Source organism: Pseudomonas sp. IPO3747, from assembly GCF_013385245.1.
GTDB classification, from domain to species: domain Bacteria; phylum Pseudomonadota; class Gammaproteobacteria; order Pseudomonadales; family Pseudomonadaceae; genus Aquipseudomonas; species Aquipseudomonas edaphica.
The window spans coordinates 1-15,933 of sequence record NZ_JACAQL010000019.1 but is presented as its reverse complement, the minus strand read 5'-3'; the positions used below and the strand labels follow the sequence as shown (position 1 = coordinate 15,933).

Annotated in this window: 8 protein-coding genes; 4 read left to right on the top strand and 4 right to left on the bottom strand. The window is 60.0% G+C overall.

Translation table 11 applies throughout. The features are described from left to right. Positions 1–116: 116 nt before the first annotated feature. From HX790_RS21145 to treP, 3 genes are all read right to left on the bottom strand, one after another. Positions 117–1,337: a carbohydrate porin gene (locus tag HX790_RS21145; RefSeq protein WP_169985223.1), complete on the bottom strand. Its 1,221-nt coding sequence runs from the start codon at positions 1,335–1,337 to the stop codon at positions 117–119. A 74-nt stretch (positions 1,338–1,411) separates the two neighbouring features. After that, a complete protein-coding gene (gene treC, locus HX790_RS21140; protein WP_176992085.1) occupies positions 1,412–3,058 on the bottom strand; it encodes an alpha,alpha-phosphotrehalase in 1,647 nt (548 codons plus the stop codon). Positions 3,059–3,182: 124 nt separating this feature from the next. Then, the gene (gene treP, locus HX790_RS21135) at positions 3,183–4,625 is read right to left on the bottom strand and encodes a PTS system trehalose-specific EIIBC component (protein ID WP_017139698.1); all 1,443 of its coding nucleotides are present in this window, start codon (positions 4,623–4,625) and stop codon (positions 3,183–3,185) included. A 252-nt stretch (positions 4,626–4,877) separates the two neighbouring features. Here treP and treR point away from each other — a divergent pair, with 252 nt between their 5' ends. Further along, the gene (treR, locus tag HX790_RS21130) at positions 4,878–5,582 is read left to right on the top strand and encodes a trehalose operon repressor (protein WP_017139697.1); all 705 of its coding nucleotides are present in this window, start codon (positions 4,878–4,880) and stop codon (positions 5,580–5,582) included. A 572-nt stretch (positions 5,583–6,154) separates the two neighbouring features. Here the strand turns inward: treR and HX790_RS21125 are convergent. Continuing rightward, positions 6,155–6,298: a hypothetical protein gene (locus HX790_RS21125; protein ID WP_017139696.1), complete on the bottom strand. Its 144-nt coding sequence runs from the start codon at positions 6,296–6,298 to the stop codon at positions 6,155–6,157. A gap of 598 nt (positions 6,299–6,896) precedes the next feature. Between HX790_RS21125 and HX790_RS21120 the strand changes: the two genes are divergently transcribed. The 3 genes from HX790_RS21120 to HX790_RS21110 all read left to right on the top strand — a co-directional run. Beyond that, positions 6,897–8,600, top strand: coding sequence for a ShlB/FhaC/HecB family hemolysin secretion/activation protein (locus HX790_RS21120; RefSeq protein ID WP_050547762.1), 1,704 nt, complete (start codon positions 6,897–6,899; stop codon positions 8,598–8,600). 11 nt (positions 8,601–8,611) lie between these two features. Next, a complete protein-coding gene (locus HX790_RS21115) occupies positions 8,612–9,130 on the top strand; it encodes a toxin-activating lysine-acyltransferase (protein WP_017139694.1) in 519 nt (172 codons plus the stop codon). Positions 9,131–9,174: 44 nt separating this feature from the next. Then, positions 9,175–15,933 (top strand): hemagglutinin repeat-containing protein (locus HX790_RS21110; RefSeq protein WP_176992084.1); only part of this gene is annotated, 6,759 nt, incomplete at its 3' end.

Below are 15,933 nucleotides of genomic sequence, written 5' to 3'. Positions count from 1 at the left end.
CCACTGTGGGAGCTGGCTTGCCTGCGATGCCGGCGACTCGGTGTCTCAGTAAGACCGAGGGGTTGCTATCGCAGGCAAGCCAGCTCCCACCTAAAAAGCGTTCACTTAAAACCGAGCTATTTCCACCAGTATTCGACTTGCACACCCACATTCGAGCCATGCCGCGCCGTGCCGTAGGCGCCGGTGTCGGACAACGCCGAGCCCGCCGCCAGTTCGTTCGCCGCGCGCTTGGCCGCTTCGTTCCAGGTTGCATAGGTGTAGTACAACCGCACTTCCGGCCGTGCCCAGAAATCCGGGCCGTTGGGCGACCAGGTCGGGGCGAAGGTGAATTTGCTCAGCTTGCGCGTACCGCCGGCGGCCTCGACTTGATCATGCCCAAGCTCGGTGACCAGTTTGAACTGTTCGCTGATGGCATACGCCGGGCGCACACCGATGGACATCCAGGTCTGGTCCTGGCTGCCCGGGCGAATGTCCTTTTGATACACCGCCTCGACCTGCCCGCCGAAACGCGGCGTCACCTGCCAGTCGAAAAACTCCACGGCGCGGTAGCTTTTGCTGCTCTTGTCCAAGGCGGTATCGCCGGTATATCCCAAACCCGTGCCGGGGCCTTCGCCGTACTGCAAGGCGAATTTGTTCTTGCCGCCAAGAAACGGTTTTTGCACATGCTGCGCGGTGATCGCCCAACCGCTGTTGGCCTCACGCCCGCCGGCTTTTTCTATATAGCTCAAGCCAAACTCCAGCTCACCGCCGGGGTTGGTCTTGAAGCCTGCCACGTTGAAGTCGTGACGGGTGGCGTATTCTTTCTGGTAGAGGTTGTCCTTGCGCGACAGCGCGTAGCTGTATTTGAGGTCGCCGATTTTGACGTCCTCGACACCGCCGCCCGTGGCGCTCTGGTTCCAGTAGTAGAAGTCGGAGATATGGATGTCATTACGCTTGTAGTAACGGCGTCCCGCCCACACCGAGCCACCATTGAGGCTAGGCAGGTTGGACCACTGCGCGTACATCTGCGGCATGCGCGCCGAGCCGTTGTCCTCACCCTGGAACTTCAGGGCTCGGTCGTATTTGTTGTACAGCGATGCCATGGCATCGACGCTCAGCACCGAGCCGTCGTCGAGGGTCAGCAGGTCCTGGCGCAACTCGAGTTCGGCGTACTGCTCGCATTCGTTGCCCAGGCGGTATTTGGATTGCGCCCCCGGCAGTTGGAAACACTGTTGCTTGCCACTGCCTGTTGAAGTCCCCGCGCCGCTGCGCAAGTAGCCGGCAAACTCCAGGGCTTGAACGGCAAAAGGTGCGGTAAGACATGAAGCAATGAGGCCCAGCTTTATTGTTGTTTTCATGAAGCACTCCGATATTTTTATTATGTTTTTTGGTGAAGCGCCCCCGCACTCCCATACGGGGGATGCAGCGGGTCTCAGTCCTTGAGGTGCAGCACAAACGATTCATACGGGCGCAACACCACCGTGCTCGAACGCAACGGGCAGTCGGGGTAATTGCTGATCAGCAGGCGTTGCTCGTTCGCCGCACTGAGGACGCCTTCCGGCAGTTGGATTTCGCAGGCTGTGCCGTAGAAGTTGTTGAGTACCAACAAGCGCTCGCCATCGCCTTCGCGCAGATACGCCCAGACCTGGAGGTGGTCTTGCAGTAGTTGGCGATAAACGCCCTCCTGGATCAGCGGCTCGTGACGACGCAACGCAATCAGCGCGCGGTAGTGATGCAGCACCGAATCGGGGTCATCCAGCTGGCTTTCGACGTTGATCTGCGCCGCGTTGGCCGGGATGCCGATCCACGGTTCACCGCTGCTGAAACCGGCATTGGCCTGGGTGTTCCATTGCATTGGCGTGCGGCTGTTGTCGCGCGACTTCTGCATGATCGCCGCCATGCTCGACGCCTCGGACTCACCGGCATCACGCTTGAGGCGGAAGATGTTCAGGGTCTCGACATCGCGGTACTGCTCAATCTTGTCGAAACCCGGGTTGGTCATGCCCAGCTCTTCGCCCTGGTACACATACGGCGTGCCCTGGAGAAAATGCAGTGCAGTGGCGAGCATCTTGGCCGAGACCACGCGGTACTCGCCATCGTTACCAAAACGCGAGACCACTCGCGGCTGATCGTGGTTACACCAGAACAGCGCGTTCCAGCCGCCACCGGCCTGCATGCCCAGTTGCCAGTCGGAAAAAATCTGCTTGAGCTGCAGGAAGTCGAAGTCGGCCTTCACCCACTTTTGCAGGTTCGGGTAATCGACTTTCAAGTGATGAAAGTTGAAGGTCATCGACAGCTCTTTGGACGCCGGATTCGAATAACGAATGCAGTGCTCAAGGCTGGTGGACGACATCTCGCCGACGTTGATCAGGTCGTGCCCTTCGAAGACTTCACGGTGCATTTCCTGCAGGTACTCATGCACGTTCGGGCCGTCGGTGTAGAAGCGGCGGCCATCGGTGTTGTCTTCGGGGAAATCGGCAGGCTTGGAGATCAGGTTGATCACGTCCAGGCGGAAGCCACCCACGCCTTTGTCACGCCAGAAGCGCATCAACTGGTACACCTCGGCGCGCACGTTGGGGTTGTCCCAATTGAGGTCGGCCTGGGTATGGTCGAACAGGTGCAGGAAGTACTGGCCGGTTTGCGCCTCGTATTCCCAGGCCGAGCCGCCGAACTTGGATTGCCAGTTGTTCGGCTGGTCGCGCCAGATGTAAAAGTCGCGGTACGGGTTGTTGAGGCTGCTGCGCGCCTGCTGGAACCACTCATGCTCGATGGAGGTGTGGTTGACCACAATGTCGAGCATCAGCTTGATGCCGCGCTTGGCCGCTTCGCTGATCAGCAGGTCGCAATCGGCCATGGTCCCGTAGCTGGGGTCGATGGCGTAGTAGTCGCTGATGTCGTAGCCGTTGTCGCGTTGCGGCGAGCGCAGGAACGGGGTGATCCACAGGCAATCCACGCCCAGCCACTTGAGGTAATCGAGTTTGTCCACGATGCCCAGCAGGTCACCGGTGGCGTTACCCGCGTGGCTGTGGAAGCTTTTGGGGTAGATCTGGTAGATCACCGAGTCTTGCCAGTCTTGCATGGTGGGTTCCTTCAATTGAGTTGTGTGCTGGCTTTGAGAGCCTCATCGCGGGCAAGCCCGGCTCCCACTTTGATGTGTGAACACATTCAAATGTGGGAGCTGGCTTGCCTGCGATAGCGATCGATCAAGCGACGCGATACCCCGGCCGCACAATCTTCATGCTCAACGCACAGGTCAGAACAAACGGCACGACCATGGCGATGACCATCCCGATCACAAAACTGGGGATGAACTGCGGAATGATCGAAATAAACCCAGGCAAGCCACCGACACCAATGGCCGAGGCCGTCACCTTGTTAAGTGACAGGAAAATGCTGCCCAGCGCCGAGCCGAGCAGTGCGGCATAGAACGGAAATTTGAAGCGCAGGTTCACGCCGAACATCGCCGGTTCCGTGATACCGAAGTAAGCGGAAATCGCCGAGGTCGAGGCCATGCTTTTGTCCCGCGCATTGCGGGTCATGTAGAACACACCCAGTGCGGCGCTGCCCTGGGCCAGGTTGGACATCACGATCATCGGCCAGATAAAGGTGCCGCCCTGGGTGGAGATAAGTTGCAGGTCCACGGCGAGGAACATGTGGTGCATGCCGGTGATCACCAGCGGCGCGTACAACAGGCCGAAAATCGCCCCGCCAACCATCGGCGCCAGGTCAAACAGGGTGACCACGCCTTCGGTAATCAGGATGCCGAGGTGACGGGTCACCGGGCCGATGATCGCCAAAGCCAGCACACCGGTGACGACGATGGTGGTGATCGGCACCACAAGCAGTTGAATAGCGTTAGGCACGCGTGCCCGCAGCCACTTTTCAATCACGCTCATCACATAGGCCGCCATCAGGATCGGCAGGATCTGGCCCTGATAACCCACCTTCTCAATCTTGAACCAACCGAAAATATCGAAGTACGGCAAGCTCTGGCCATCGAGCCCGGCCACCGCCTTGCCGTAGTTCCAGGCGTTGAGCAAGTCCGGGTGCACCAGCATCAGGCCAAGCACGATACCGAGGATTTCGCTGCCGCCGAAGCGCTTGGCCGCCGACCAGCCCACCAGCGCCGGCAGGAACACAAACGAGGTGTTGGCCATAAGGTTGATCAGGCTCCACAGGCCATCCAGGTTCGGATATGCCTCCAGCAGCGTCTGGCCCTCGATGAACATGCCCTTGGCGCCCATCAGGTTGTTCACGCCCATCAGCAGGCCGGCGATGATCAGCGCGGGCAGGATCGGCATGAACACGTCGGAGAACACACGCACCAGACGCTGCATGGCGTTGGTCTTGTCGGCGCCCTTCTGCTTGACGTCAGCGATGGTCGAAGCCGCAAGACCCGTCTGCTCACGCAGGGCGGCATAGACCTTTTCCACTTCGCCGGGGCCGATCACCACTTGGAACAGGCCGCCGGTGAAGAACGAGCCCTTGACCAGATCGACCTGGTTCAACGCGCTGCTGTTGACCAGGCTCGGGTCCTTGAGCGCCAGGCGCAGGCGGGTCACGCAGTGGGCGGCTTGCTCAAGGTTGTCGCTGCCCCCGAGGTTCTCGAGAATCTCGCGGGCAATATTGGAATAGTCGTGGCTCATGCTTGGTTTCCACTTTGGTTTTTTTATTTGGGGGCAGTCATTGGCAGCACGCCGTGGGCAAAAGTACTCGTATGTACGAGTTAAATCAATAACTCGTCTGTACGAGTCACATAAAGTTTATTTTTCTGAATTTGAAGTCAGACATTTCCCTAATTCCACGCAGGTCCAATGGACAAAGCCCACCTCTGCCACTAAGGTTCCTGCCTTGAACCCGCCGTTCACCTTCATCAAGCCGGGCACAGAGCCATCCCCATGAGCAAATACAACCAGATCTATACAGATCTGCTTGCCAGCATCACCACTGAACGCCTGCAACGCGGTACGCGCCTTCCCTCTGAAACCGAACTGATGGACGCCTACCAGGCCAGCCGTGGCACGGTACGCCGCGCCATCGAGCAATTGCAGGAGCGTGGTTTTGCGCAAAAAATCCACGGCAAGGGCACCTTTGTGTTGTCGCCCAACCCCATTGAGTTCCAACTGGGCGGCATCGTCAGCTTCCACGAAACCCACGCTGACCTGGGCGATGACGTACGCACCGAAGTAGTCGAATTCAGCCAGTTCCCGCTCGAAGGCTCGCTGCTGCAACACATCGAAGCCGCGCCCGGCGCTCTGATTACCCGCATCAAACGGGTACGGCGCATCGGCGGCAAACGCGTGATCCTGGATATCAACCACTTTGTGGCTGACCTGATCCCCGGCCTGGACCGCGACATCGCCGAGCAGTCGATCTATGCGTTTATCGAACAGACGCTGGAGCTGCAGATCAGCTACGCGCAGCGCACCATCGAAGCCCTGCCGCGCAGCAAGGACGACCAGGCGCATCTGGATCTGGATGGGCAAAGCCATGTGATTGTGGTGAGCAACCAGACGTTTTTGCAGGACGGCAGGCAGTTCGAGTACACCGAGTCGCGGCATACGTTGGATAAGTTTTACTTTTCGGATATTGCGCGGCGCTAAAGCCGAAAGAAGATCAAATGTGGGGCTTCCCCGCGATGGCGTCCTGTCAGTTATCGATGTTTTGCCTGATAGGCCCTCATCGCGGGCAAGCCCGCTCCCACACTTCGATCAGTGTTGTTTGATCTGGCGTATTCCAGAAACACAAAACCCCGGCACCTGGCCGGGGTTTTGTTATTCAGCGTTTACCTGCTAGCGCAGGATCACTCCCACTCGAACATAAACAACCATAAAAAGTCTTTAAAAATCATATTTTTATTTTAATTTTTTCAGCTGATACCACGAAAAATGCCATTAACGAAAAGCTGTTTTCGCACGCACTGCATTACTCATGCGGTTCGGTCATCGGTTAGGAGCAAAAACTTGCGTCACATATTTTTCCGTTATTCGAGTTGATTGGTGACCATCTCTACGCCGCCGCCCCATTCAGCCAGGACTTCGGCACCGCATGCGGAGCAGGCCTTAGTCAGCTCGGGCGATGATTAAGGCAGATGCAAGTTGGCCATACACGGTGCAGCTATACACGCAGAGAACAAGCGGATTAGTGCTGGACGACATGGCTGACTTTTCCCGAATTACTGCGCGGCCAGCCGCACGTCCAGACCCGACTCGTCATCGAGATCGAGTTTGCGCAATGCTTCAAGCACTGCCTCGGAATGGTCGCGGGCCTGAACACCTTCAAACCGTTTGCCTTCCTGGTACACCTCCCAACGTTTCATCGTATTGCCTCTTCTTTCCTCTTTTAGTTCAAATAGCCCTTGCTGGAGCCCAAGCCTGACGTCATGTAGGAAAACTTCCTGCAACACTGTAAACAGCGGCGTAAGATCTACCGGGACATTTCACCTGCGAGACCATAAGACCGTGCGCCGCATCAACAGGGCAAATGCCTCGTGCGCTACGAGCCCCTAAGATCAGCACAACCCCGCTAATGAGGCGCGACCATTCCTGGATCTGCTCGATCTAGGTATTAATATCTAGCAAACTATCTGATTCGCTTGCCTCAGCACTCGCAATACGCGTGAAGATCGTCACATTCCTGAGCGTTTTCCTGAGCGTTGTTATCGCAGCCTTGCCCGTCACGGAACTTTCGGGCTAAGCCTCCATCAGAGCGTATGATTGAATGTAGGAAATTTCGTTTTCTGCTCGTCGAAACCTTTACATTTTCTATTTTCTTCAGTGCCACTGCCGTTCCAGGCGGTTCACTTATTGTGCCTCTGATTCTGATCACAAGGATGTGAAATGCCTGCGGACTCACGCTGCCCACTGCACAAGCTTGGCCCCTCTCGATATGTCGTGGGGCTGGCCGGCTTGTCGTCGATGAATGCAAGACACCTCGCGCTGACGGCGCTGGCAGTGTGGACACTCTTTACGACCGCCACCGCTCAGGCTGCCGGGCCTGAAGAGGAATTACTGCGTCAGCAGGAGCGTGAACGCGCGCTGCGTGATCAATTGGAATCGCGGCCCGATGTGCGTCTTCAGGCACCTGCGCTCGACGAAGGCGGCTCTCGTCTTCCCGTAAAAGAAGCGCCCTGCTTCGCCATTAAAGACATCCGCCTGATTGGCGACGCATCCGAGAAGTTTCAATGGGCGCTGAAGGCCGCCAACCCCGAGGAAGACTCCGCAGTGGGGCGTTGCCTGGGTGGCGCGGGCATCAACATGACGATGAAGCGCATGCAGAATGCGATCATCCAGGCGGGATTTGTCACCACCCGCGTGCTTGCCGAAGCGCAGGACCTCAACAGCGGAATTCTGGTACTGACAATCGTGCCGGGGCGCATCCGCGAAATCCGCTTTGCCGAAGGCACCAGCCGTCGCGCAACCCTATGGAATGCGATGCCTGCCAACCCCGGCGACCTGCTTAACCTGCGCGATATCGAACAGGCGCTGGAAAACTTCAAGCGCGTGCCCACTGCCGACGCCGACATTCAGATCACACCCACCCTGGCGGCTGATGCCAAGCCCGGCGAAAGCGATGTGGTGATCAAATGGAGCCAGCAGTTTCCGGCCCGCGTGAGCCTGTCCGTCGACAACTCGGGCAGCAAATCCACAGGCAAGTATCAGGGCAATGTATCGCTGTCGCTGGACAACCTGCTATCGCTCAACGATTTGTTCTACGCCAGCTTCAACCACGACCTGGGCGGCGGCGAGTCCGGCCGACACGGCTCCAATGGCAATACGCTCCACTACTCGCTGCCGATGGGTTACTGGCAACTGGCGTTCACCACCAGCGAGTATAACTACGAGCAGTCGGTCGCCGGCGCCACCCAGACGTACCAGTATCGAGGCGAAAGCCGTACCAACGATCTGCGCCTGTCTCGCCTGCTTTACCGCGATGCCGTGCGCAAGACCACGGCGTGGGGTGGCCTGTGGACACGGTCTTCTGAAAACTTCATCGACGACACCGAGATCGGCAACCAGGATCGGCGCATGGCGGGCTGGCAGCTCGGCCTGGATCACCGGGAATTTATCGGCACCTCTATTCTGGACCTTGGCGTCGCCTACCGTCGCGGCACCGGCGCACATGACTCGCTGCCGGCCCCCGAAGAAGCCTCCGGTGCAGGCACATCCCGCTCGCAGATCATCACCGCCGACGCCCAGCTGCAAGTGCCATTCGCCCTCAGCGACCAGCGCCTGCGCTATATCGGCAGTTGGCGGTCGCAATGGAACCGCACACCGTTGGTGCCGCAAGACCGCTTCTCGATTGGCGGACGCTACAGCGTGCGCGGGTTTGACGGCGAAAACATTCTTTCTGCCGATCGCGGCTGGACACTGCGCAACGAAGTTGGCCTGGCGCTGGGGCAAACCGGCCAGGAGCTTTACACCGGTGTCGACTACGGCGAAGTCAGCGGTCAGGCCAGTAAGTTCCTGATTGGTAAACGACTGGCGGGGGCTGTGGTGGGTGTGCGTGGTGGTTATAAGGGCCTGTCTTATGACTGGTCGGTAGGCACGCCGCTCAAGAAGCCCGATGGCTTCAAGACCGCCAACGTGACCAGCGACTTTACCGTCATCTGGTCGTTCTGAGGGGTAATGCCATGCGTTTTGAAACCCTGGACATCACGGCACCCGGCCTGATCGACGAGCCTTGGAACGAGGCGGCAGTGCTGGGCTCGGTCACTTGGTTGTGGATGCATTCCAGCGCTCACCGTGATGCGCCACTGCACAGCTTACCGACACTCCTGCTGCCGGCGCTCAAGCATCGCCAATTCGTGCTGGGCAGCGAGCACGGCAAGCCGGTGTGCTACCTCTCTTGGCTTAACGTCGATGAAGCAGCGGAACAGCGCTATTTGCAGCAATCACCGTTGACATTGAGCGACGCGGACTGGAATTGCGGCGAGCGTCTCTGGCTCAACGACTGGGTCGCGCCGTTTGGCCATACAGCCACCTTTACCCGAATCCTCCAGCGCCACCTGTTCGCCAACCGATGCGGTCGCGCGCTGTATCACCGGGGCGACGAGCGAGGCCTGCAAATCAAGACATTCCAGGGCATCGGTGTGATCCCTGAACAGGCCAGAGCCTGGTTTGCAGCTCACCCGGTTGCCACAGCACCGTAACTTCAACTTTTGTATCGCGGGCCGGCTCCGCAAATGGAATTGCTATGAACAAGCACCTGTACCGAATTGTTTTCAACAAGGCACGCGGGCTGTTGATGGTGGTGGCGGAGAACGTCACCAGCCAGGTCAAGGCGCCGGGCACTCGCGTCAGCCTCACCACCGCCTCCGCGGGCTGCACGGCAACGCTCGGGCCGATGCGTTTTGCATTGATGATCGCGCTCGGGCTGGTGTCCTGGAGCGCTGTACCGGCGTGGGCGGCGGGCACGATTGTGGCCGATCCTGCCGCCGCAGCCGGCCAGCGTCCGACGGTGATTCAAAGCGCCAACGGCACGCCGCAGGTGAATATTCAAGCGCCCAGCGCGGCCGGGGTTTCGCGTAACACCTACAATCAGTTCGATGTCGACTCGCGCGGCGTCATCCTCAACAACAGCGGCGCCAACACCCAAACGCAACTGGGTGGCTGGATCGAAGGCAACGCAGCGATGGCCAAAGGCAGCGCGCGGGTCATCCTCAATGAGGTCAACGCCAGCAACCCCAGCCAGTTACGCGGCTATGTCGAAGTCGCCGGGCAACGCGCCCAAGTGGTCATCGCCAACCCGGCCGGCATTACCTGCGACGGTTGCGGCTTCATCAACGCCAACCGTGCGACCCTGAGCACCGGTCAGGTGCAGCTGGAGAACGGCAGCATCAGCGGCTACACCGTGAACGGCGGCACCCTGAACATTCAGGGCAAGGGCCTTGATAGCCGCGACGCCGATTACACCGACCTGATTGCCCGTACCGTGCAGGTCAATGCGGGTATCTGGGCCAATGACCTTAAGGTCACTGCCGGACGCAATCAGGTCAACGCCGATAACACCCAGGCCAAGCCTCAGGCCGGCGCCGACGGCGACAAGCCAGCCGTCGGCATCGACGTGGCGCAATTGGGCGGAATGTACGCCGGGAAGATCGTGCTGGTGGGGACCGAATCGGGTGTCGGCATGCGTAATGCCGGGCAAATTGGCGCCATGGCGGGTGAAGTGGTCGTCAGCGCAGACGGCAAACTGCACAACATGGGCACAATCAGCGGCACCACGGCCACCCGTATCACTGCCACAAGCGTTGACAATAGCGGCTCGCTTTACGCCAAGGGCGATTTGAACCTCACCAGCTCCGGGGATATCGACAACAGCGGCACGATTGCCAGCCAGAATCAAACAACCCTCAGCGCCAAATCGATTCGTAGCACCCAGGGCTCAAGCCTGGCGGCGGGCGCAGGCGTGGACGGCAAACTGGGCAGCAGCGGCAACCTTGCGGTGCGCGCCACCCACGTCAAAGCGCAGGGTCAAAACCTGGCGGCAGGCGATGTCAGCATCCAGGCCGATGATCTGGACCTCAGCGGCAGCCAGACTCAAGGCCGCAATGTCACCCTGACCGCCAACAACGGCGATAGCAATCTCAGTGGCAGCCGCGTGGATGCCAGCCAGACCCTCGCGGCCAACGCGACAAAAACCCTGCGCACAGACAGCGCCAGCGTCAACGCCGACAACCTGCAACTGAACGCCGGTGATCTGTCCAACGTCGGCGGCGAGCTGGTGCAGACCGGCGTCGCCGACACATCGATAAACGCCACCGTGAGCCTCGACAACCGTAGCGGACGAATTGCCTCAAACGCGACCAATACCCGGATCAGCGCCGGTCGCATCGACAACGGCAGCGGCAGCATCGAACACGCAGGCAAGGGTTCGCTGGGCATTCAGGCCAACCAACTCGGCAGTACCAAAGGCAGCATTGCCAGTAATGGCAGCGTGTCGATCAAGGCTGACGACGTGGTGCTGGATGAAGGTCTGGCCCAGGGCCAACAGCTCACGCTCCAGGCCCGCACCCTGTCCAATCAATACGGGCGCATTCTGCAAACGGGGCTGGAGCCTTTACAGATCAATGTCAGCGGGCAATTCAACAATCAGAACGGCCAGGTCAGCAGCCCTGGCGCTGTGGCGATCAACGTTGGCACGCTGAATAATCAGAACGGCAAAGTTGTTGCAACCGACGGCGGCCTGCTGACGGTGACCGCCAGTGATTTGATCGACAACAGCGGCGGAACGCTGGCTGCCAGCGGCGGCGCTGAACTGAGCGGCGCGCGCCTGGAAAATGCTCAGGGCACCCTCAGCGCCGGCAGTACGCTGCAAGCCCGCTTCGGTCAACTGAACAATATCGGCGGCACGCTCGCCTCGACCCAGCGCATGGCGATCATCGCCGGGCAATTCAACAACACCCATGGCGTGCTGGGTTCGGTGCAGTCCGGGCTGTCGGTGAACGTGACCGATGGCGCACTGAACAACGACGCAGGGCGTCTCGAAGCCCAGGGCAACATCGCCGTGGCGGCGCAAGGTGTGAACAACCACAGCGGTGTGATCAGTGGTCTGGCACTGGACCTAAACAGCAACAGCAATCTGTTTGACAACAGCGATGGCACGCTCGACGCACGCGCCACGCTCGACTTGCGCAGCGGCGAATTGCGTAACGCGGCGGGCTTGATTCAGTCTGCAGGCAAACTGTTTATCGACACCGGAAATCGGGCCCTCAATAACCTCGACTCCGGCACCACCAAAGGCGTCAGCGGTCAGGATGCCGTGGAAATCCGCAGCGCCAGCGTCAATAACAGCACCGGCTTTTTGAGTACCAAGGGCAATCTGTTGCTCACCGCCAGCGACGTGGTCAACACCAACGGCGGCCAAATCATTGGCGAGAAAACCGTACACGTCGACGGCGCACGCCTGGATAACCGTGGCGGCCAGTTGCAAAGCCTCGGCGACGTCGAGCTGGCACTGAGTCAGGCCCTCATCAATCAGGGTGGGCTGGTCCGCAGTGCAGGCGCGTTGAACCTGAGCACCGATGTGCTCGACAACAGCGCCACCCAGGGCACCAACCTAGGCCTTGAAGGCCGCAGCATGAACCTGGCGGTCAACACCTTCAACAACCAGACCGGTGCCGTGCGCACTGATGAAGGCCTGCTGCTGGGCGTGAGCCAGACGCTGAATAACCAGAGCGGGCTGATCTCTTCGACCGGTGACCTGACCATCCGCGACCGCGATACCGCGCAGCGTCGCCAATCGGTGAATAACCTCGACGGCACGCTGATTGCGGGCAAGCTGCTGTCGCTCAACGCGGCCTATTACAGCGGCACGGGCCGGGCCCTGAGCTTGGGCGACATCAACTTCAGGGTGCAGAGCGGCCTTGATCTGAGCGGGCAGATTCAAGCCAACAACGGCGTTGATCTGAGCACCGCCGGAGCGCTGAACAACACCGGGCGTTTGCTGGCGGGCAAGTCCCTGCTAGTCAGCGCGCAGACGCTCGACAACAGCGCCAACGCCGAAATCAGCGCGGGCCAGGTTCGTCTGAACGTCGCTGACACCCTGACCAACCGCGGGCTGATCGACGGCCAGCAAGTCCGCGTGCAGGCAGCGACGCTGAATAACCTCGGTACCGCGCGCCTGTATGGCGACCAACTGGCGATAGCCACCTCGACGTTGAACAACCTCGATGAAAATGGCACCGCAGCAACGATAGCAGCCCGTGAATCACTGAATATCGGCACCGCAACCCTGAATAACCGCGAGCAATCGCTGGTCTTCAGTGCTGGCGACCTCGCCATTGGCGGGACCTTGAGCGCGCTCGATACCGCTGAGGGTCGCGCTCAATTACTGACCAATGCCAGCGCGACCCTCGAAGCGCTTGGCGATCTGTCTTTGAACGTACAAAGCGTGCGCAACACCAACGAACATTTCAGCACGCGCGATGTTGAGGTCAGTCGAACACCCGAGCAGGAGTTTCAACTCACCGGCTCGACCAACCGCTACCAAGCCAACGAGATCTCCCTACGTCACGATGAGGTGAATTACCTGGTCACCCCCGAGGGCCAGCGCGACAACTGGAACCGCTACGACTACACCCGCGTCGTCAACGAAACCCAGATCGCCACCTCGGCCCCGGCGCAGATCCTGTCTGGCGGGACAATGCAGATCAGCGCTGGCGACGTGCTCAACGACAAGAGCCGCATCATCGCCGGCGGACTATTGCAGGCAGACGTCACCAGCCTGACCAACACCGAAGTGTCGGGCCAGCGCACCACCGTCGACAGCGGCAGCGTCACCAATTTCTACCGTATCCAGCGCAAGGGCCGCGACCGGCAAGGCGCGAACACCGCAGCCTATACCCCTGCGCCGCTGATTCAGGATATTTCCCTGCAGCCTACCGTCTTCGCGCAGAACACAGCGGTCAGCGGCACGGGCACCCAGATCAGCGCACGCGGGACTCAGGCCGTCGGCCAGCAGATCGCTTCCACCGGTACGGTCAGCGCTCCGGCCGCCCGTACCTTTCAAGTCGCTCCGATCGTTCAGGTTGCAGCGCAGACCACCCAGAACGCACAAGGCGTGGCCGAGCAAATTCGCACCGGGGGGCCGTCCCTGGAATTGCCGAATAACAGCCTGTTCACCACCCATCCGCAGACCACCAGCCATTACCTGGTCGAAACAGATCCGCGTTTCGCCAGCTATCGCACCTGGCTGTCTTCGGATTACATGCTGGAGCGCTTGCAAGTCGACCCTGCGCTCACCCAGCAGCGTCTCGGCGATGGCTTCTATGAGCAAAAACTGATTCGCGAACAGGTTGCACAACTCACCGGTCGGCGCTTCCTCGATGGCTATGCCAATGACGAAGCGCAGTACCGGGCGCTGATCGACAATGCCGTCACCCTTGCCAATCAATGGCAACTGGTGCCGGGCATCGAGCTGTCCCCCGAGCAGATGGCGCAACTGACCAGCGATATCGTCTGGCTGGTACAGAAAAAAGTCACCCTCGCCAGCGGCGAAACCCGCAACGTGCTGGTGCCGCAGGTCTACGTGCGCGTGCAGGAAAGCGACCTTAACGGCTCTGGCTCGCTGATTGCCGGGCAACGCCTGAACCTGAACATTGCCGGTGATCTGGTCAACAGCGGCAGCCTGGCAGGGCGCAGCGTAATGGCGATTACCGCGCAGAACATCGAAAACCTCGGCGGCCGCATCCAGGCCGACAAGGTCTCGCTGACGGCACGGGAAAACCTCGACAACCTCGGCGGCCTGATCGGCGCGACAGAAAGCCTCGCCATCAACGCCGGGCGAAACGTCAACGTCGTGTCCAGCAGTCGTGACAGCAGCAGCATCCAAGGTACGCGCACCAATCTCTCGCGGGTGGCCGGGCTGTTTGTCAGCGGTGCTGGCGGCACCCTCGACGTCAGCGCAGGCAAGGACCTCAACCTGACCGGCGCCCAAGTGGTCAACGCCGGCACAGGTGGTAGCACATCGCTCAAGGCAGGCAACACCATCAACCTGGCGACGGTCGGCGAGGCCCATCAGCAATCGGTGAGCTGGAACAGCAGCAACTGGCGCAAGGACGCAAGCCAGACAGAAGTCGGCTCCACCGTTCAGGGCCAGGGCGATGTTCGCTTGAGCGCCGGGCAGGACCTCAATGCCCGAGGCGCGAGCGTCACCAGTCAGCAAGGTGCCATCATTGCCGACGCCGGGCGCGACGTGAACATGACGGCTGCGAAAAACAACCAATTCGCTGATGAAGCACACAAGTTCAAAGGCAGCAACGGCTTGTTCTCAAGCAAGACCACCACCACACGCGACACCGTCAACCAAACCCAGGCGCAAGGCTCAACACTCAGCGGCGAACAGACCTACGTTCAGGCTGGCCGCGACATCAACGTGAACGGCAGCAACGTGGTGTCTACCACCCAGACCATTCTGGCGGCAGACAACAACATCAACATCGAAGCGGCGACCGAGAGCAGCAGCGAACGTCACGACAAGTCGGTGAAGACAAGCGGCTTGTTCAGCGGCGGCGGTATCGCGGTCACCCTCGGCACACAGCAGCAGAGCGTCAAAGACCTCACCCTCCGTCAGACGGCGGCGGCCAGTACGGTGGGCTCGACCAGTGGCAATGTGCTGATCGATGCGGGTAAAGGCTATCGCCAAGTGGGCAGCCACGTCTCTGCGCCCGAGGGTAACGTCGACATCACCGGGCAGACCGTCGACATCGTCGAGGCACGCAACACCAGCAAGCGCGAACGTGAAACCCTGTTCAAACAGACCGGGTTCACTCTGACGGTGACTAACCCTGTCATCAGTGCAATCCAGACCACCCAGCAGATGAAGCAGGCATCGGAGAAAACCGATGACGGGCGCATGAAGGCGCTGGCAGCGGCCACGGTCCTGCTGGCCGGTAACAACGCCGCCACGGCGGTGGCAATGGACCCTGGCGCGGCAGGCGGTATCAACATCAGCCTGTCGCTGGGCACCAAGAAGAACGAAAGCAAAACCACCCAGACCAGCGACAGCGCCACCGGTTCGACCATCACCGCCGGTCAAGATGTGCGCCTGCGCGCGACCGGCGCAGGTGCAGACAGCAACATCACGGTCCAAGGCAGCCAGATCAAGGCCGGGCGTGACGCCAGCCTGATGGCCGACGGCGACATCAACCTGCTCGCCGCCAACAACACCAGCCAGCAAAACACCGACAGCAAAGGCAGCAGCGCCAGCATCGGTATCGGCCTCTCGCTGGGCGGTAGCAGAAACGGCTTTACCCTGGACCTGGGTGCCACCGGAAACCGGGGCCAGGCCGACGGCGACGAGCTGACCCATACCAATACCAAAGTGGAGGCTGGCAACCAGTTGCTGCTGTCATCCGGCGGCGACACGCAGCTTAAGGGGGCGGTGGCCAGTGGCAAAAAAGTCATCGCCGACGTCGGCGGCGATCTTAGTATCGAAAGCCTGCAAGACACC

Excerpts from the sequence above, each read along its gene's own strand:
- HX790_RS21145 (WP_169985223.1), bottom strand. The coding sequence starts at position 1,337 with ATGAAAACAACAATAAAGCTGGGCCTCATTGCTTCATGTCTTACCGCA.
- treC (WP_176992085.1), bottom strand. The coding sequence starts at position 3,058 with ATGCAAGACTGGCAAGACTCGGTGATCTACCAGATCTACCCCAAAAGC.
- treP (WP_017139698.1), bottom strand. The coding sequence starts at position 4,625 with ATGAGCCACGACTATTCCAATATTGCCCGCGAGATTCTCGAGAACCTC.
- treR (WP_017139697.1), top strand. The coding sequence starts at position 4,878 with ATGAGCAAATACAACCAGATCTATACAGATCTGCTTGCCAGCATCACC.
- HX790_RS21125 (WP_017139696.1), bottom strand. The coding sequence starts at position 6,298 with ATGAAACGTTGGGAGGTGTACCAGGAAGGCAAACGGTTTGAAGGTGTT.
- HX790_RS21120 (WP_050547762.1), top strand. The coding sequence starts at position 6,897 with ATGAATGCAAGACACCTCGCGCTGACGGCGCTGGCAGTGTGGACACTC.
- HX790_RS21115 (WP_017139694.1), top strand. The coding sequence starts at position 8,612 with ATGCGTTTTGAAACCCTGGACATCACGGCACCCGGCCTGATCGACGAG.